16 protein-coding genes are annotated in these 17,237 nt (G+C 66.9%); 13 read left to right on the top strand and 3 right to left on the bottom strand.

What is annotated here, in order from left to right; all coding sequences use genetic code 11:
• Positions 1-69: 69 nt before the first annotated feature.
• The 4 genes from BM115_RS14010 (at position 70) to BM115_RS13995 (ending at position 2,980) form a co-directional block, all read left to right on the top strand.
• The gene (locus BM115_RS14010) at positions 70-492 is read left to right on the top strand and encodes a VOC family protein (protein ID WP_092294765.1); all 423 of its coding nucleotides are present in this window, start codon (positions 70-72) and stop codon (positions 490-492) included.
• A gap of 49 nt (positions 493-541) precedes the next feature.
• Positions 542-1,237: a fumarylacetoacetate hydrolase family protein gene (locus BM115_RS14005; RefSeq protein ID WP_092294763.1), complete on the top strand. Its 696-nt coding sequence runs from the start codon at positions 542-544 to the stop codon at positions 1,235-1,237.
• Positions 1,238-1,651: 414 nt separating this feature from the next.
• Positions 1,652-2,125 carry a copper resistance protein CopQ gene (locus BM115_RS14000; protein WP_092294761.1) on the top strand — a complete coding sequence of 158 codons (474 nt, stop codon included), beginning with the start codon at positions 1,652-1,654 and terminating at the stop codon, positions 2,123-2,125.
• Positions 2,126-2,371: 246 nt separating this feature from the next.
• A complete protein-coding gene (locus BM115_RS13995; RefSeq protein ID WP_092294759.1) occupies positions 2,372-2,980 on the top strand; it encodes a TetR/AcrR family transcriptional regulator in 609 nt (202 codons plus the stop codon).
• A gap of 16 nt (positions 2,981-2,996) precedes the next feature.
• Here BM115_RS13995 and xth read toward each other — a convergent pair whose 3' ends face one another.
• The gene (gene xth / locus BM115_RS13990; protein ID WP_092294757.1) at positions 2,997-3,884 is read right to left on the bottom strand and encodes an exodeoxyribonuclease III; all 888 of its coding nucleotides are present in this window, start codon (positions 3,882-3,884) and stop codon (positions 2,997-2,999) included.
• A 129-nt stretch (positions 3,885-4,013) separates the two neighbouring features.
• Between xth and BM115_RS13985 the strand changes: the two genes are divergently transcribed.
• The gene (locus tag BM115_RS13985) at positions 4,014-6,419 is read left to right on the top strand and encodes an ATP-dependent DNA helicase (RefSeq protein WP_255370817.1); all 2,406 of its coding nucleotides are present in this window, start codon (positions 4,014-4,016) and stop codon (positions 6,417-6,419) included.
• 75 nt (positions 6,420-6,494) lie between these two features.
• Positions 6,495-6,836 (top strand): thioredoxin family protein, encoded by a 342-nt coding sequence (locus BM115_RS13980; RefSeq protein ID WP_092294755.1) that lies wholly within the window; start codon positions 6,495-6,497, stop codon positions 6,834-6,836.
• A gap of 9 nt (positions 6,837-6,845) precedes the next feature.
• Here BM115_RS13980 and BM115_RS13975 read toward each other — a convergent pair whose 3' ends face one another.
• The gene (locus BM115_RS13975; protein WP_092294753.1) at positions 6,846-7,319 is read right to left on the bottom strand and encodes an Lrp/AsnC family transcriptional regulator; all 474 of its coding nucleotides are present in this window, start codon (positions 7,317-7,319) and stop codon (positions 6,846-6,848) included.
• 194 nt (positions 7,320-7,513) lie between these two features.
• Here BM115_RS13975 and hppD point away from each other — a divergent pair, with 194 nt between their 5' ends.
• From hppD to BM115_RS13955, 4 genes are all read left to right on the top strand, one after another.
• The gene (gene hppD, locus BM115_RS13970) at positions 7,514-8,587 is read left to right on the top strand and encodes a 4-hydroxyphenylpyruvate dioxygenase (RefSeq protein WP_092294752.1); all 1,074 of its coding nucleotides are present in this window, start codon (positions 7,514-7,516) and stop codon (positions 8,585-8,587) included.
• Between the two features lie 184 nt (positions 8,588-8,771).
• Complete coding sequence (locus tag BM115_RS13965) at positions 8,772-10,160, top strand: amino acid permease (protein ID WP_092294750.1); 1,389 nt, start codon at positions 8,772-8,774, stop codon at positions 10,158-10,160.
• Between the two features lie 35 nt (positions 10,161-10,195).
• Positions 10,196-11,392 (top strand): amino acid aminotransferase, encoded by a 1,197-nt coding sequence (locus tag BM115_RS13960; RefSeq protein ID WP_092294749.1) that lies wholly within the window; start codon positions 10,196-10,198, stop codon positions 11,390-11,392.
• Between the two features lie 150 nt (positions 11,393-11,542).
• Positions 11,543-12,256 carry a glutathione S-transferase N-terminal domain-containing protein gene (locus tag BM115_RS13955; protein WP_092294747.1) on the top strand — a complete coding sequence of 238 codons (714 nt, stop codon included), beginning with the start codon at positions 11,543-11,545 and terminating at the stop codon, positions 12,254-12,256.
• A gap of 33 nt (positions 12,257-12,289) precedes the next feature.
• Here the strand turns inward: BM115_RS13955 and BM115_RS13950 are convergent, their stop codons facing one another.
• Positions 12,290-13,114: an IclR family transcriptional regulator gene (locus tag BM115_RS13950; protein WP_092294745.1), complete on the bottom strand. Its 825-nt coding sequence runs from the start codon at positions 13,112-13,114 to the stop codon at positions 12,290-12,292.
• Positions 13,115-13,216: 102 nt separating this feature from the next.
• On the opposite strand from BM115_RS13950, the gene BM115_RS13945 reads away from it, so the two are divergent.
• The 3 genes from BM115_RS13945 (at position 13,217) to BM115_RS13935 (ending at position 17,218) form a co-directional block, all read left to right on the top strand.
• Positions 13,217-14,206, top strand: a complete 990-nt coding sequence (locus BM115_RS13945; protein WP_092294743.1) for a Bug family tripartite tricarboxylate transporter substrate binding protein — start codon at positions 13,217-13,219, stop codon at positions 14,204-14,206.
• A gap of 10 nt (positions 14,207-14,216) precedes the next feature.
• A complete protein-coding gene (locus BM115_RS13940; protein ID WP_092294741.1) occupies positions 14,217-16,604 on the top strand; it encodes a cytochrome P450/oxidoreductase in 2,388 nt (795 codons plus the stop codon).
• A gap of 128 nt (positions 16,605-16,732) precedes the next feature.
• The gene (locus BM115_RS13935) at positions 16,733-17,218 is read left to right on the top strand and encodes a DUF4440 domain-containing protein (RefSeq protein ID WP_092294740.1); all 486 of its coding nucleotides are present in this window, start codon (positions 16,733-16,735) and stop codon (positions 17,216-17,218) included.
• The last annotated feature ends 19 nt before the right edge of the window (positions 17,219-17,237 follow it).

Genomic DNA, 17,237 nt, shown 5'->3' with positions numbered 1-17,237 from the left:
TCATATTACGAGTTCTGCTGATTACAATCAACGACAGATCCAAACATCCCTGCCCACGAAAGGATTGCCATGAGCACGATGCCCCTGTTCCACCTTGCCTTCCCCGTGCACGACCTTGCCGCCGCGCGCCAGTTCTACGGCGACCTGCTGGGCTGCCCGGAAGGCCGCAGCTCCGACGCCTGGGTCGATTTCGACTTCTACGGCCATCAAGTGGTGGCGCATCTCTCGCCGGACGAATGCGGCCATCGCGGCACCAGCGCGGTCGATGGCGACGATGTGCCGGTACGCCATTTCGGCGCCATCCTGCCGATGGAGACGTGGGAAGCGCTGGCCGACAAGCTGCGCGCCGCCAACACCAAGTTCGTGATCGAGCCGCATGTGCGCTTCAAGGGCCAGGTGGGCGAGCAGGCCACCATGTTCTTCCTGGACCCGTCGGGCAACGCGCTCGAGTTCAAGGCATTCGGCGACCTGAGCCAGGTGTTCGCCAAGTAATCGCCAAGTCGTCCCCATCAAACCCAGACCCACAAGAGAAGAGCGAGACATGACCGAATTCGTTATCCAGCCGGCCCCGCAGGCCAGCGTGGCCGTGGCCGGCAGCCAGGCCCGCTTCCCGATCCGTCGCGTGTTCTGCGTCGGCCGCAACTACGCCGCGCACGCCCGCGAGATGGGCAAGGATCCGGACCGCGAACCGCCGTTCTTCTTCACCAAGCCGGCTGATGCCGTGGTGGCGGCCGAAGGCACCGTGGCCTATCCGCCGCTGACGGAGAATCTGCACCATGAGATCGAACTCGTGGTGGCCATCGGCAAGGGTGGCGCCAACGTCACCCCGGCGCAGGCACTGGATCTGGTGTGGGGCTATGCGGTCGGCGTCGACCTTACGCGCCGCGACCTGCAGGACGTGGCCAAGAAGATGAGCCGCCCCTGGGACTGGTCGAAGGCGTTCGACGCTTCCGGCCCCTGCGGCCCGCTGCATCCGGTGTCGAAGGTCGGCCATCCGGCCAAGGGCGCGATCTGGCTCAAGGTCAACGGCGAGGCCCGCCAGCAGGGCGACCTCGACGAACTGATCTGGCCCGTGGCCGATGTGATCGCCTATATCTCGGAGAGCATGACGCTGGCCCCGGGTGACGTGATCTTCACCGGCACGCCCGCCGGCGTGGGCGCGCTGAACCCGGGCGACGTGGTCACGGGTGGCGTAGACGGCCTCGGCGAGATCGCTTTCACGATCGGCAAGCGCTGATCCGAGGGTTCGCAAGGTCGCCAGACGGCGCCGATCCACACGGGGATCGGCGCCGTTTTTCTTTATCAATCATCGATTTACGATGTAGACACGCGCGGCACACCAGACACCCCTCTGCCCCACAATCGAAATTTCTTTAAAAAGTCCTTGCCTATCTATCTAGTAGTAGATAATATTTGGCTCATGGACGGCGCTGCACCACCCGGCAAACAGAAACAAGCCCCGCGATGCAGTCCAAGTCCACGCAGTACATGTAGTTGGTTGGTACCGGAAGACGGTCTTTTTTTTAGCCCTGACCCTCTACCTACCAGTAGATAGCAGCAGCAAGGACCGTTACAACGCAGCAAGACATCGGCCCCGCGATCCACCTCTAACCGAGATCGCCCGGTCAAACCAAAGACAAGGAGCAACACCATGAACGCCAAGACCATCCTCTCCGCCGCCGCCCTCGCCGCCGCTTTCGTGACTGGCGCCGCCCAGGCAGCCCCCGGCAACAGCACCGGCGAAGTCTACGGTTACAGCTATCGCGTCAACGACCAGCGCAGCCCCTTCACCGATGGCGCCCGTGCCAGCGGTGTGAACGAACCCCGCAACCCGTTTGTCGACGGTGCCCGCGTGAATGACCAACGCAGCCCGTTCACCGACGGCGCCCGCGTCGGCAAGACTGACCCGTACACCGACGGTGCCCGCACCGTTGCCGGCCTGGACACCCAGGGCGTCTCGGCCAGCCCGGCCCGCACGGTGGATGCCTTCACCGACGGCGCCCGTGCCGGCAAGTTCGACCCGTACACGGACGGCGCCCGCATCGTGGCTGGCCTGGACCGCACCGGTGTGTCGAGCGAACCGTCGCGCACCTTCGACGTGTACACCGACGGCGCGCTGGCCTGAGCCTAGTGCAGCGCCGCGCGCCCGGTAATCGCCTGGTAGCGAAACCGGGCGCACGGCCTAGATCGAACAAGGAGTTTCATCATGAGTTTGCGTGACAGCGCCCTGATCCTGGGCGGATGGGTAGTGCTCTGCATTGCCAGCGGATCACTGCTTTCTCTCGTCGCGCAGTCGCTGTCGGTCTGATCTGATCCGATCTGATCGGCGGCGGCATGAACCGGAGGGTCTCCCATAAGGGAGACAGTCGCCATGAAAACGCAACCCGTACGCGAGCAATTGCTGGAACACGCGTCAGTGCTGATTCGGCGCCGGGGCTACAACGGTTTTAGCTACCGCGATCTGGCGGAGCTGGTTGGCGTCAAGACGTCTAGCATCCATTACTACTTTCCGTCGAAGGACGACCTGGTACTGGAGGTGGTGCGGTGCTACCGCGAGACCGCCACGGCGCGGATCGGGGCCATCGACACCACGCTGCCGCTGGCCGAGCAGGCCCAGCGCTATATCGAGCCGCTGCGTGGCGGCTCGGACAACGGGCAGGTCTGTCTGGTCGGCATGCTGTCCGCCGAGGTGATGATGCTGCCGCCGGCCATCGGCGCGCTGCTGCAGGATCACTTCCGCATGCACGAGGCGTGGATTGCCGAGCTGCTGCGCCGCGCCGAAGCCGAGCGTGGCCAGCCCTACCCGCTGCCGCCGTCGGCCTTCGCCAAGGTGTTGTATGGCGCGATCCAGAACGGGATGATCACGGCGCGGATGTCGGGGTCGAGTGACCGCCTGGACGCGGCGGCGGATATGCTGCTTGGCGCCGTGGCGCACCCCGTACCGGTATCGGCAAAGGCCGAAGAGGCCGTGGCGGTGTAAGGTCCAACCTCCGGCATCAGGCGCGTGGCGCCCGTCGCTTTGCGGCGGGCGCCTTTGTCGTTTTGGCGGGGGCTTTCTCTGCCGCGACCTTCTTTGCCGGCACCTTCTTCGCCGGCACCTCCCCCAGATCCAGTTCGATCCATGTCGGCGCGTGATCGCTCGCGCGCGCTTCGCCCCGCACCCATTTGTCCACACCGGCATCGACCATGCGCGGCGCCAGTTCGGCATTCAGCAACAGATGGTCGATGCGCAGCCCCGAGTTGGTCTGCCAGTGCTGGCGGAAGTAATCCCAGAAGGTGTAGATGCGCCCGTCCGGGTAGCGCGTGCGCAGGGCGTCCGTCCAGCCTTGCGCCAACAGGCGGCGGTAGCACTCCCGGCTCTCAGGCTGCAGCAGCGCGTCCTTGAGCCACGAGCGCGGGTTGTAGATGTCTTCGTCGGTCGGCACCACGTTGAAGTCGCCGGCCAGCACCACCGGGTGGCCGCTGTCATACAAACCCTGTGCGTGACGGATCAGGCGCTCGAACCACGCCAGCTTGTAGTCGAACTTCGGTCCCGGCTGCGGGTTGCCGTTCGGCAGGTAGAGGCAGGCCACCAGCACGCCGTTGATGGCGGCTTCCAGGTAGCGGCTGTGGGTGTCTGCCTCGTCGCCGGGCAGGCCGCGGCGCGCCTCGATCGGGTCCGTGCCACGGGCGAGGATGGCCACGCCGTTCCAGGACTTCTGCCCGTGCCAGATGGCGCCGTAGCCGGCGGCGCGGATCTCGTCGATCGGAAACGCCGTGTCGATGGTCTTCAGTTCCTGGAGACAGGCCACGTCGGGCGCCTCGCGCGCCAGCCAGTCCAGCAGCGCCGGCAGGCGGGTGCGAATGCCGTTGATATTGAAGGTGGCGATCTTGAAGCGGGACATCGGCTCTCCTGTGCGAAGTGGCAACGCCATCGGCAAGTTTCAGCAGGTTTCGATAGCGTCGCGTGCTTTCCTTCCGGCGCAAAGACTGTATATTTATACAGTTCTTTCGTTGCCCTTGCCTGCTGCGCCTTGTCCGCCACATCCATCCCAGAATCGCGTGCTCTGCCCCGCTACACGGTTGCCGTGCGGGCGCTGTGCGAGTTCACAGCCAAGGCGGGTGACCTCGACCTGCGCTTCACGCCTTCGCCCACCGCGCAGGAAGGCGTGGCCGGCCACGGCGTGGTCACGGGCCGGCGCGGCGCGGGCTATGAGGCCGAGGTGTCCCTCTCCGGCACGTTCGAAGGGCTGCACGTGCGGGGCCGCGCCGATGGCTACGACCCCACCGCCAATCGCCTCGAGGAAATCAAGACGGTGCGCGGCGAAGGGGTCGAGGTGCCCGCCAACCACCGGGCACTGCACTGGGCGCAGGCCAAGGTCTACGGCTGGCTGCTATGCCAGACGCGTGGGCTGGCCGAGATCGACATCGCCGTGGTCTATTTCGACATCCTGAGCCAGCGCGAACGCGTGGAGCAGGAGCGCCACGACGCCGCCACGCTGCGTGCCTTCTTCGAGGCCAGTTGCCGACGCTTCCTGCAATGGGCCGAGCGCGAGATCGCCCACCGTCAGGCACGCGATGCCGGGCTGGCGGCGCTGACCTTCCCGCATGGCGATTTCCGGCCCGGCCAGCGCGTGCTGGCGGAGTCGGTCTACAAGGCCAATGTGGCGGCGCGCACGCTGCTGGCGCAGGCGCCCACGGGCATCGGCAAGTCGATCGGCACGGTGTTTCCGGCGCTGAAGTCGATGCCAGGGCAGCGCCTCGACAAGCTGTTCTTCCTCTCCGCCCGCACCACGGGCCGCGCGGTGGCATTGCAGGCCGCCGCACAACTTCGGGGCGAGGGCGACCGGGGTTGCGACCCATTGCCCCTGCGCGTGCTGGAGCTGACCGCCCGCGACAAGGCGTGCGAACACCCCGATCTGGCCTGCCACGGCGAATCCTGCCCGCTCGCGCAGGGCTTCTACGACCGCCTGCCCGCCGCCCGCGAAGCCGCCGCCGCCGTGCCGCTGCTGGACCGGGACGCCGTGCGCGGGATCGCCCGCCAGCACAGCGTCTGCCCCTACTACCTCGCCCAGGAGATGATCCGCTGGAGCGATCTGGTCGTGGCGGACTACAACTACTACTTCGACCGCAGCGCCATGCTGTACGCGCTGACCGTGCTGAACGGCTGGCGCGCCAGCGTGCTGGTGGACGAGGCCCACAATCTGGTGGAGCGCGGTCGCGCCATGTACACGGCCACGCTCGACCCCGCGGCCTTCCGGGGCGCGCGGCTGGCTGCGCCCAAGGCGCTGTCGCGGCCGGTGAACTGCGTCCATCGGGCATGGCAGGCGCTGGCGCGGGCCGAATCGTCAACCCGCGCGAACTTCGAAACCCACTCGACTGCCCCCACCGCGCTGGTGGAGGCGCTGGCCCAGCTATGCGGCGCGATCCTCGAACATCTGAGCGCCCATCCCGGCCAGCACGACGCCACGCTGGAGCGCTTCTACTTCGACGCCCTGCACTTCCTGCGCCTGACCGAACAGCTACCCGACCACGGGGGCCAGCACTCGCTGTTCGAGATCACGCGCACGCCCGGCCCGCGCGGCGGCGTGCAGGCCCAGCTCTGCGTGCGCAACCTGCTGCCCGCGCCGTTCCTGCGTCCGCGCTTTGCCGGCGCGCATGCCACCACGCTGTTCTCGGCCACGCTCCAGCCGGCGGACTACTACACCGACATGCTCGGCCTGCCCGCCAGCGCGGTCTGGGTGGAGGTGCCCTCGCCCTTCCACGCGGACCAGCTCGACGTGCACATCGCCCGCCATATCTCCACGCGCTATACCCAGCGCCAGCGCTCGCTGCCGGCCATCGTGCAGTTGATGGCCGACCAGTACGCGCGGCGACCCGGTAACTACCTCGCCTTCTTCAGCAGCCACGACTACCTGCGCCAGGCTGCCGATCTGCTGGCCGCGCAGCATCCGGAGATTCCGATCTGGGCCCAGGCGCGCGGCATGGACGAGGCGGGGCAGGCCGCGTTCCTCGGCCAGTTCGCGCCGGGCGGGCGCGGCATCGGCTTCGCGGTGCTGGGCGGGGTGTTCTCGGAAGGCGTGGACCTGCCCGGCGACCGTCTGATCGGCGCCTTCGTGGCCACACTGGGGTTGCCGCAGGTCAATGATGTGAACGAGCAGTTGCGCGAGCGCATGGCAGCCGCGTTTGGCGACGGCTACGCCTATGCCTACCTGTATCCGGGGCTGCGCAAGGTGGTGCAGGCCGCCGGGCGGGTCATCCGCACGCGTGAGGATCGGGGCGTGGTGTGGCTGATCGACGACCGCTTCGGCCGGCCGGAAGTGCAGGCGTTGCTGCCGGCGTGGTGGGAAATCGACACCCCGGCACGTAAATCTGTCGCGCCGATGGCAAAAACCGGCATCGGCACGCCGCACGCGGCGGCGCTGCCACTGGCAGAATGACGGCAGCGCCTATGGCGCGGTTCTCGCTTGCCCTTACTTGCCCCAAAGGGGGTAAGCCTCGACGGAGACCCAAGAATGAGCATGACCAAGGCCTTTGCCGCCACCGAGCCCACCCGCGCGGAGATCGACGCGCTGCCGGGTGCCACGCTGCTGGAGTTCGGCGCGCCGTGGTGCGGCTTCTGCATGCGCGCCCAGCCGCTGATCGAGACCGCGTTCGGCAAGCATCCGGCCATCCGGCATATCAAGGTCGAGGACGGCAGCGGGCGCCCGCTTGGCCGCTCGTTCCGCGTGAAGCTGTGGCCGACGCTGGTCTTCCTGCGCGATGGCCAGGAAGTGGCCCGGCTGGTGCGCCCCGCTGACGCGCAGGCGATTGCCGAGGCGATGGCGCAGATCGACGGCGCATCAGTGACGCACTGATCACACCGATCAAGCCTCCAGCGGCATCGCGCTGGTGCACTTGATTTCGTCCAGACAGACGCTGGACTTGACCCCGCTCACGCCGGGAATGCGCATCAGCGTATCCAGCAGGAAGTCCGACAGCGACTTCAGATCCTTGGCCACCACCTTCAGTACGTAGTCGATATCCCCGGTGACGGAAAAGCACTCCTGGATCTGGGCGAGCTCCGCCACCAGCCCCTTGAACTTCGACAGGTCGCGGATATGGCCGCGCTCCATCGTCACATGGATGAACGCGGTGACGCCAAAGCCCAGCGCGGTGCTGTCCAGCCGCGCCTCGTAGCGCTTGATGATGCCGTTCTCCTCCAGGCGGCGGTGACGCCGCAGCGTCTGCGCCGGAGACAGGCTGATCGCCTCCGCCAACTCCAGATTGCTGGCCCGTCCGTTCTCCTGCAGCACCCCCAGCAAGCGGCGATCCGTGCGGTCTAGCTCGGTATTCTGCATTTCCGTTTCCTCAGAACGCGATTTCGCGAAATCTTATCTCATATTTCAGGGTTTCCCTGCGTCCCGAACGAAATCCTATTTACTGGCGCGGGTTATACACTCGATTCCAGTTCGGACGGCTTTGAAAGTCGCTGAAATACGATTGCCAGCCCCGTGCTGGACTCCCTTGCCCCCACTTCCTTGTAGAGCACACCATGGCCGATCTCTTTGAAAACCCGATGCAGCTGATGGGCTTCGAGTTCGTCGAATTCGCTTCGCCGACGCCGAACGTTCTGGAGCCCCTGTTCGAAAAGATGGGCTTCTCGCTGGTGGCCCGCCACCGCTCCAAGGATGTGCTGCTGTACCGCCAGGGCGACATCAATTTCGTCATCAACAACGAGCCGCACAGCGAGGCCGCCTATTTCGCCGCCGAGCACGGCCCGAGCGCCTGCGGCATGGCCTTCCGCGTGAAGGACTCCCACAAGGCGTACAACCGCGCGCTGATGCTGGGCGCCCAGCCGATCGAGATCGCCACGGGCCCGATGGAGCTGCGCCTGCCCGCGATCAAGGGCATCGGCGGCGCACCGCTGTACCTGATCGACCGCTTCGAGGACGGCAAGTCGATCTATGACATCGACTTCGAATTCCTGGACGGTGTGGACCGCCGCCCGGTGGGCCATGGCCTGCGCCTGATCGATCACCTGACGCACAACGTCTACCGTGGCCGCATGGCTTACTGGGCGAACTTCTACGAACGCCTGTTCAACTTCCGCGAAATCCGCTACTTCGACATCCAGGGCGAGTACACCGGCCTGACCTCGAAGGCGATGACGGCGCCGGACGGCAAGATCCGCATTCCGCTGAACGAGGAGTCGTCCAAGGGCAGCGGCCAGATCGAGGAATTCCTGATGGCGTTCAATGGCGAGGGCATCCAGCACATCGCCTTCCTGACGGACAACCTGATCGAGGTCATCGACAACCTGCAACTGGCCGGCGTGGAGCTGATGACGGCGCCGAACGACTATTACTACGACGCGCTGGCCAACCGCCTGCCGGACCACGGCCAGCCGGTGGACCAGCTCAAGGCGCGCGGCATCCTGCTGGACGGCACCACCGAGGGCGGCAAGCCCCGCCTGCTGCTCCAGATCTTCTCGAAGGCCGCGCTGGGCCCGGTGTTCTTCGAATACATCCAGCGTGCCGGCGACGAAGGCTTCGGCGAAGGCAACTTCAAGGCGCTCTTCGAATCGCTCGAGCGCGACCAGATCGAGCGCGGCACGCTCAAGGTCTGACCCTCCCTCCGTTTCCCGTTTCACCTGTTTCACCTGGTCCGGCGTCCTCCCGGGACGCCTGAGCCCTCCCCGCCGCCGGAGCTACCCGCGCCGGCGGCCTTTTCATAGCGTCCGACCTCCCGGGTCAAAAGAGACGTGATCGCCATTCCACCAGAATGGCCAGATAGGTAGAGGACACAAACCCATGCACGCCCCCCAACAGGACGGCACGCTTCAGCGTGGCCTGAAGAATCGTCACATCCAGCTGATTGCCCTTGGTGGCGCCATCGGCACCGGGCTGTTCCTGGGCATCGCCCAGACCATCAAGATGGCCGGCCCGGCCGTGCTGCTCGGCTACGCGCTGGCCGGCATCGTCGCGTTTTTCATCATGCGCCAGCTCGGCGAGATGGTGGTGGACGAGCCCGTCGCCGGCTCCTTCAGCTACTTCGCCAATAAATACTGCGGCCACTTCGCCGGGTTCATGTCCGGCTGGAATTACTGGGTGCTCTACATCCTGGTGAGCATGGCCGAGCTGTCGGCCGTGGGCATCTACGTGCAGTACTGGTGGCCGGAGCTGCCCACGTGGATCTCCGCGCTGGCGTTCTTCGTGCTGATCAACGTAATCAACCTGTCGAGCGTGAAGTCGTTCGGCGAGATGGAATTCTGGTTCTCGATCATCAAGGTGGCGGCCATCGTCGGCATGATCGGCTTTGGCGGCTATCTGCTGATGGCCGGCGGCGCGGGCCCGGAGGCCTCCGTGGCCAACCTGTGGCAGCACGGCGGCTTCTTCCCGAACGGCCTGGGCGGCCTGGTGATGGCGATGGCCGTGATCATGTTCTCGTTCGGCGGCCTGGAACTGGTGGGCATTACCGCCGCCGAGGCGGACAACCCCGAGAAGAGCATCCCCAAGGCCACCAATCAGGTGATCTACCGCATCCTGATTTTCTACGTGGGCGCGCTGGCGGTGCTGCTGTCGCTCTACCCGTGGGAGAAGGTGGTCACTGGCGGCAGCCCGTTCGTGCTGATCTTCCACGCGCTGGATAGCGCGGCGGTGGCCCATGTGCTGAACCTGGTGGTGCTGACGGCGGCGCTGTCGGTCTATAACAGCGGCGTCTACTGCAACAGCCGCATGCTGCTGGGCCTGGCGCAGCAGGGCAACGCGCCGAAGGCGCTGATGAAGGTGAACCGCCGCGGCATTCCGCTGGCCGCGCTGGGCGTGTCCGCGCTGGCCACCGGCGCCTGCGTGCTGATCAACTACTTCATGCCGGGCGAAGCCTTCGAGCTGCTGATGGGCCTGGTGGTATCGGCCCTGATCATCAACTGGGCCATGATCAGCCTGATTCACCTGAAGTTCCGCCGCGACAAGCGCCTGGCCGGCCAGACCACGCGCTTCCAGAGCCTGGGCTATCCGCTGACCAACTACCTGACCCTCGCCTTCCTCGCCGGCATCCTTTATGTGATGTATCTGACACCCGGCCTGCGGATCTCGGTCTACCTGATTCCGGTATGGCTTGGCGTACTTGGCGTAAGCTATCGCCTCCGGCAAAAGAACGCCGCCGCCGCGCTGCGCGCCCCGAGCGTGCAGGCGCAATGAGTCTCCGCCCCCTGAAACACAGCCAGAGCTTTCCCATGTTCGAACACATCGAAGCCTTTCCGGGCGATCCGATCCTCTCGCTCAACGAGGACTTCCAGCAGGACCCGCGTACCAACAAGGTCAACCTGAGCATCGGCATCTATTTCGACGGCGAAGGCCGCCTGCCGGTGATGCAGGCCGTGGCCGAAGCCGAAGCCGCGCTGCTCGCGGACATGGGCCCGCGCCCCTACCTGCCGATGGCCGGCATTCCCGGCTACCGCCAGGCCGTGCAGGCGCTGGTGTTCGGCGAAGACTGCGCGGCCCGCGCCGAAGGCCGCGTCGCCACGGTGCAAACGCTGGGCGGCTCCGGCGCGCTGCGCGTGGGCGCCGACTTCCTGAAGCGCTACTTCCCCACCGCGCAGATGTGGATCAGCGACCCGAGCTGGGAGAACCACCGCGTGGTCTTCGAGCGCGCCGGCTTCCAGGTCAATGCGTACCCGTACTACGACCCCGCCACGGGCGGCCTGCAGTTCGACGCCATGCTCGCGGCCATCGAAGCCATTCCGCAAGGTGGCATCGTGCTGCTGCACGCCTGCTGCCACAACCCGACCGGCGTGGACCTGAACCAGGACCAGTGGCGCCAGGTCATCGCGGTGCTCAAGGCGCGCAAGCTGCTGCCCTTCGTGGACATGGCCTACCAGGGCTTTGGCGCGGGGCTCGACGACGACGCCTTCGCCGTGCGCGAACTGGCCCGCCAGAACGTGCCGGCGCTGGTGGCCAACTCGTTCTCGAAGAACTTCTCGCTGTACGGCGAGCGTTGCGGCGGCCTGAGCGTGATCTGCCAGAGCGCCGACGAAGCCAGCCGCGTGCTGGGCCAGCTCACCGGCGCCGTGCGCGCCAACTACAGCAACCCGCCCACCCACGGCGCCCGCGTCGTCGCCCGCGTCCTGACCACGCCCGCCCTGCGCGCCAGCTGGGAGCAGGAACTGGCCGCCATGTGCGAGCGCATCGCCCACATGCGCCAGGCCATCCACGACAAACTGCGCGACCACGTCAGCGGCGAGGCCCTCTCCCGCTACATCACCCAGCGCGGCATGTTCACCTACACCGGCCTCTCCGCCGATCAGGTCGAACGCCTGAAGGCCGAGCACGGCGTGTACATCCTCCGTTCCGGCCGCATGTGCGTGGCGGGGCTGAACGAGCGCAATGTGGGGGTGGTGGCGAGTGCGATCGGGGACGTGTTGAAGGGGTGAAAGCCTTCGCGCTTGTGATGCATGCGTAACAAGACGGGCTGCTTTTGCGGCCTGTTTTGTTTTCTAGAGTGCGCTGGATTCGCCCCGGCAGCATTCCGCCATCCGGTTTACTATCGCGGATCTTCCCAAGATTCCGACAGGAGCCCGTGCATGGCCGCAGCAGATTTGTCCGCCTTCCCGATCACCCGCAAGTGGCCGGCGCAGCATCCCGAGCGCCTGCAGTTGTATTCGCTGAACACCCCCAACGGCATCAAGGTTTCGCTGATGCTGGAGGAGCTGGGCCTGCCCTACGAGCCGCATCTGGTGCGTTTCGACAAGGATGACCAGACCACGCCCGAGTTCCTGTCGCTGAACCCGAACAACAAGATCCCGGCGATCCTCGATCCGAATGGGCCGGGCGGCAAGCCGCTGGCGCTGTTCGAGTCGGGGGCGATCCTGATCTACCTGGCCGAGAAGACCGGCAAGTTCATGTCCACGGACCCGGCGGCCCGCTACGAGACGATTCAGTGGGTGATGTTCCAGATGGGCGGCATCGGGCCGATGTTTGGCCAGATCGGCTTCTTCCACAAGTTCGCCGGCAAGGACTACGAGGACAAGCGGCCGCGTGACCGCTACGTCGCGGAGTCGCGCCGGCTGCTGGGCGTGCTCAACGAGCGGCTCAAGGGCCGGCAGTGGATCATGGGCGATGACTACACGATTGCCGACATGACCACCTTCCCGTGGGTGCGCAATCTGGTCGGTTTCTACGAGGCCGGCAGCCTCGTCGGATTCGACGACTTCACCGAAGTGCGCCGTGTGCTGGACGCCTTCCTGGCCCGCCCCGCCGTGCAGCGCGCGGTGAACATCCCCAAGCGTCCCGAGTAAGACCCTTTCCCGGGCGCAGGAATCAGGCAGGAATCAGGCGGCGAAGCCCAGCAAGGTGCTCACCGCCGCCGCTTCCTCGCGCACCGCGCGGCCGGTCGGCCCGTCGATCGATGGGTCGAAGCCGCCCGTGGCACCCAGCGCGGTCAGCACCGCGCACACCCGCCCCGTGTAGTCCCGCACCGGCGCCGCCACGGCGCTGATCCCCTTCAGATTGGTATCGCGCACGGCCGCGCAGCCATCGGCGCGCACCGCCGCGCGTAGCGGGCCGAGCGGGTCCTGGGCGTCAAGCAGCGCGCGCTGCTCCGGCGTGGCCGCCCGCAGTTCCGCCTCCGCCAGCGCCTGCACGCGCTGGTCGTCGAGCAAACCCAGGAACACGCGGCCCGTGGCCGACCACAGCAGCGGCATCACCGATCCCACCCGCACGTTCACGGTCACCGGCAGAGCCGGTTCCTCGAACCGGACGATGGTCGGCCCCTTGTTGCCCATCACCGAGATGAAACAGGTGATCTCCAGCCGCTCGCGCAGCCGGATCAGCGACGCCTCGGCCAGCCGAATTGGGTCGGACTGCCGCATCGCGGCCAGCCCGATCTGGAGCGCCTCCAGCCCCAGGTGGTACTGCTGCGTGCCGCTCTCCTGCGCCACCAGCCCTTCCTCGATCAGGCTCGCCAGGTAGCGATGCACCTTGGCCGGACTTTCGTCGATATGGGCCGCGATGGCCGTCAGGCTGGCACGGCCGCCCAGGCGCGCCAGCCCCTTGAGCACGGCCATGCCGGTCTCGGCGGCCTGCACGCGCTGGCGGCGTTCGCGGGGGCGGGCTTCGGGCTCAGGACTGCCGGGAATGTCGGGTATGGCTGGCATGGCGTTGGGTTAACCCCCATTCAACGATTACGCATTGCGTATATGATTTACGCAAAACAAGGCCACATACTATCCGGCCAAATACCAAGGAGACAAGCACCCATGCCCCGCCATCGCGCTGCCGGCCTCATCGCGGCATCCCTGACCTTTGCGTTTTCCGCTGCCTTCCCTTCGGCCCACGCCGCCGACGCCTATCCGAGCAAGCCGATCCGCTGGATCGTGCCCTACCCGGCTGGCGGCGGCTCGGACTTCCTCGCCCGCACCATCGGGCAGGGGCTCTCCGCCAAGGTCGGCCAGCCCGTGGTGGTGGACAACAAGCCGGGCGGCAACACGGCGATTGGCGCGTCCGAGACGGCGCGGGCGGCAGCCGATGGCTACACGGTGCTCTCGGCCGATAACGGCACGCTGGTCTTCAACCCGGCGCTCTACAAGACGCTGTCGTACAACCCCGCCAAGGACCTCGCGCCGGTGACGCTGCTGGGCCGCTTCCCGATGATCCTGGTGGTTGGGCCGGGCACCACCGCCAAGACCGCGCAGGAGTTCATCGCCCAGGTCAAGGCCGCGCCGGGCGGCGTGAACTACGGGTCCGCCGGGGCCGGCAGCCCGCACCACCTGGCCATGGAACTGCTCAAGGTGGAGGCCCAGCTGACCATGACCCACGCGCCGTATCGCGGTGCGGCGCCCGCGCTGTCCGACGTGGCGGCCGGCCAGATTCCCGCGATGATGGTCGACTACGCCGCCGGCGCCGGCTTCATCAAGGGCGGCAAGGTGCGCCCGCTGGCCGTGGCCAACGCCACGCGCCTGCCGCAACTGCCGGACGTGCCGACCTTCGCCGAACTCGGCTACCGGAACGTGGAAGCCGCCGCGCTGGTCGGCATGGTCGTGCCGGCGGCCACGCCGCCCGAGGTGATCGCCACGCTGAACAAGCAGGTGGTGGCGGCCATCAAGGAGCCGGCTATCCACAAGAAGCTGGTCGATTTCGGCGTGGAGCCGGTCGGCAACACCCCGGCGCAATACAGCGAGCTGCTGCGCAGCGAGATTGCGCGCTGGACCAAGCTGATCCACGACCTGAAGATCACGCTCGATAACTGAGGTTCGCTGTATGTCGTCATCCGCCACGCCCCCGTCGTCCTCGTCCTCGTCCTCGTCCTCGTCCTCCGCCACCGCCGCCCGCCCGGGCGGTTGTCCCATCGACCACACCGCGCTGCGGGCGCCCAACGGCTGCCCGGTGAGCGCCCACGCGGCCACGTTCGATCCGTTCGAGGACGGCTACCAGCAGGACCCGCCCGACTACGTGCGCTGGTCGCGCGAGCAGGAACCGGTGTTCTACAGCCCGAAGCTGGGCTACTGGGTGGTCACGCGCTATGACGACATCAAGGCGATCTTCCGGGACAACCTGACCTTCAGCCCGTCCATCGCCCTGGAGAAGATCACGCCCACGGGCGACGCGGCCAACGCGGTGCTGGCCTCCTATGGCTATGCGATGAACCGCACGCTGGTCAACGAGGACGAGCCAGCCCACATGCCGCGCCGCCGCGCGCTGATGGAGCCGTTCACGCCCGCCGAACTGGCCCACCATGAGCCGATGGTGCGGCAACTGACGCGCGAATACGTCGATCGATTCATCGACAGCGGACGCGCTGACCTGGTCGACCAGATGCTCTGGGAAGTGCCCCTGACCGTGGCGCTGCACTTCCTCGGCGTGCCCGAGGAGGACATGGACCGGCTGCGCCAGTATTCGATCGCCCATACGGTGAACACCTGGGGCCGCCCCAAGCCCGAGGAGCAGGTGGCCGTGGCGCACGCGGTAGGCAACTTCTGGCAGCTCGCCGGCAAGATCCTCGACAAGATGCGCGAGAACCCGGACGCGCCCGGCTGGATGCAGTACGGCCTGCGCAAGCAGCGCGAGCTGCCCGAGGTGGTCACCGACTCCTACCTCCATTCGATGATGATGGCGGGCATCGTGGCGGCGCACGAGACCACGGCCAATGCGTCCGCCAACGCGATCAAGCTGCTGCTCCAGCACCCGGATGCCTGGCGCGAGATCTGCGCGGACCCGGCGCTGATCCCCAATGCGGTGGAGGAATGCCTGCGCCACAACGGCTCGGTGGCGGCCTGGCGCAGGCTGGTCACGCGGGATGCGCAGGTCGGCGGCATCGCCCTGCCGGCCGGCAGCAAGCTGCTGATCGTCACCTCGTCCGCCAATCACGACGAACGGCATTTCGCCGATGCGGACCTGTTCGACATCCGCCGGGACAATGCCAGCGACCAGCTGACCTTCGGCTACGGCTCGCACCAGTGCATGGGCAAGAACCTCGCGCGCATGGAGATGCAGGTCTTTCTGGAGGAGCTGACGCGCCGGCTGCCCCATCTGCGGCTGGCCGAGCAGTCGTTCAGCTACGTGCCGAACACCTCGTTCCGGGGGCCGGAGCATCTCTGGGTCGAATGGGACCCGGCGCGCAATCCCGAGCGCACCGATCCGTCCGTGCTGACCTGGCGAGACGCCGTGCGGATTGGCGAGCCCTCCGGGCAAGCCATCGCCCGCACTGTGGTGGTAGAGCGGATCGACCCCGTGGCGGACAACGTGGTGCGGCTGCGGCTGGTGGCGCCCGATGGCAAGGCGCTGCCGCGCTGGGCGCCGGGTGCGCACATCGACGTGGAGTGCGGCCATACGGGGATTTCGCGCCAGTATTCGCTGTGCGGCGATCCGGCCGACGCGGGCGCCTTCGAGATCGCCGTGCTGCGTGAGGTCGATAGCCGGGGCGGCTCGGCCTGGGTCCATGACGTGCTGCGCGCCGGAGACCGGCTCCGCATTCGTGGCCCGCGCAATCATTTCCGGCTCGACGAGGGCTGCCGCAAGGCGATCTTCATCGCCGGCGGCATCGGCGTGACGCCGGTCAGCGCGATGGCGCGGCGGGCCCGCGACCTGGGCATCGACTATACGTTCCACTACTGCGGCCGCTCGCGCGCCAGCATGGCCCTGCGCGAGGAACTGGCCGCGCTGCATGGCAACCGGCTGCACGTCCATGCGGGCGACGAAGGCCAGCGCGCGGACTTCGCCGCGCTGCTCGGCACGCCCGACCCGCAGACGCAGATCTACGCCTGCGGCCCGGCGCGCATGATCGCGGCGCTGGAAGACCACTGCGCCGCGTGGCCGGAGGATGCGCTGCGCGTGGAGCACTTCGTCTCGGCACTCGGCACGCTCGATCCGTCGCGGGAACAGCCGTTCACCGTCGAACTCAAGGATTCCGGCCTGACAGTGGAGGTGCCCGCCCACCAGACGCTGCTCACCGCGCTGCGCTGCGCCAACATCGACGTGCAGAGCGATTGCGAGGAAGGCCTGTGCGGCTCCTGCGAGGTGCGCGTGCTGGCGGGCCAGATCGACCATCGCGACGTGGTGCTCACGCGCGGCGAACGCGAGGCGAACAGCCGGATGATGGCCTGCTGCTCGCGCGCGGTGGGCGGCGGGAAGCTGGTGCTGGAGTTGTAGCGCGCCACGTCAAGGCCGGCGCCCCCGCCATCCGTGTGCTACCGCACAGACCCGCCAGCCCCGGCGCCGTTACCTGCCGCGCCCACGCCTAGTATTCAAGGCTCAATCCCGGGCCTGAGGAGACCGTCATGGCGCGCTACCAGATTGCTGCTGCGCTGGCCCTGCTGCTTGCCGGCTGCGCCACGAGCCCGGGTACGCCCGGCAGCACACAGGCGTCGCGCACGGAGAACTGCAAGGCGACCTCCGAGCAGGAAATCTCGGCCCTGTTCGACCGCTGGAACCGCTCCCTGCAGACCGGCGACCCCCGCAAGGTGGTGGCCAACTACGCGGAACGATCGATCCTGCTGGCCACGGTGTCCAACAAGCCGCGCGTGACACCGGCCGAGAAAGAGGACTACTTCACCCACTTCCTGCAGAGCGGGCCGTCCGGCAAGATCGACTTCCGCACCATCGAAATCGGCTGCAACACCGCCGTGGATGCCGGGCTCTACACCTTCACCTTCGCCCGAACCGGCGCCACGGTGAAGGCGCGCTACACCTACACCTACCGCTGGGACGGCACGCAGTGGCTGATCACCAGCCACCATTCGTCGGCCATGCCGGAGAAGACCTAACGCGGCCCGATATTGCGCC

The sequence above is a fragment of the Cupriavidus sp. OV096 genome (genome assembly GCF_900115455.1).
GTDB lineage: Bacteria > Pseudomonadota > Gammaproteobacteria > Burkholderiales > Burkholderiaceae > Cupriavidus.
Note: the sequence above shows the minus strand (reverse complement) of the source record. Positions and strands in the feature narration are given on the sequence as shown.

Coding starts and splice junctions, on each gene's coding strand:
- BM115_RS14000 (WP_092294761.1), top strand. CDS start 1,652: ATGAACGCCAAGACCATCCTCTCCGCCGCCGCCCTCGCCGCCGCTTTC.
- BM115_RS14005 (WP_092294763.1), top strand. CDS start 542: ATGACCGAATTCGTTATCCAGCCGGCCCCGCAGGCCAGCGTGGCCGTG.
- BM115_RS13935 (WP_092294740.1), top strand. CDS start 16,733: ATGGCGCGCTACCAGATTGCTGCTGCGCTGGCCCTGCTGCTTGCCGGC.
- BM115_RS13965 (WP_092294750.1), top strand. CDS start 8,772: ATGCACGCCCCCCAACAGGACGGCACGCTTCAGCGTGGCCTGAAGAAT.
- BM115_RS13955 (WP_092294747.1), top strand. CDS start 11,543: ATGGCCGCAGCAGATTTGTCCGCCTTCCCGATCACCCGCAAGTGGCCG.
- BM115_RS13940 (WP_092294741.1), top strand. CDS start 14,217: ATGTCGTCATCCGCCACGCCCCCGTCGTCCTCGTCCTCGTCCTCGTCC.
- BM115_RS13995 (WP_092294759.1), top strand. CDS start 2,372: ATGAAAACGCAACCCGTACGCGAGCAATTGCTGGAACACGCGTCAGTG.
- xth (WP_092294757.1), bottom strand. CDS start 3,884: ATGTCCCGCTTCAAGATCGCCACCTTCAATATCAACGGCATTCGCACC.
- BM115_RS13960 (WP_092294749.1), top strand. CDS start 10,196: ATGTTCGAACACATCGAAGCCTTTCCGGGCGATCCGATCCTCTCGCTC.
- BM115_RS13945 (WP_092294743.1), top strand. CDS start 13,217: ATGCCCCGCCATCGCGCTGCCGGCCTCATCGCGGCATCCCTGACCTTT.
- BM115_RS14010 (WP_092294765.1), top strand. CDS start 70: ATGAGCACGATGCCCCTGTTCCACCTTGCCTTCCCCGTGCACGACCTT.
- BM115_RS13980 (WP_092294755.1), top strand. CDS start 6,495: ATGAGCATGACCAAGGCCTTTGCCGCCACCGAGCCCACCCGCGCGGAG.
- BM115_RS13975 (WP_092294753.1), bottom strand. CDS start 7,319: ATGCAGAATACCGAGCTAGACCGCACGGATCGCCGCTTGCTGGGGGTG.
- hppD (WP_092294752.1), top strand. CDS start 7,514: ATGGCCGATCTCTTTGAAAACCCGATGCAGCTGATGGGCTTCGAGTTC.
- BM115_RS13950 (WP_092294745.1), bottom strand. CDS start 13,114: ATGCCAGCCATACCCGACATTCCCGGCAGTCCTGAGCCCGAAGCCCGC.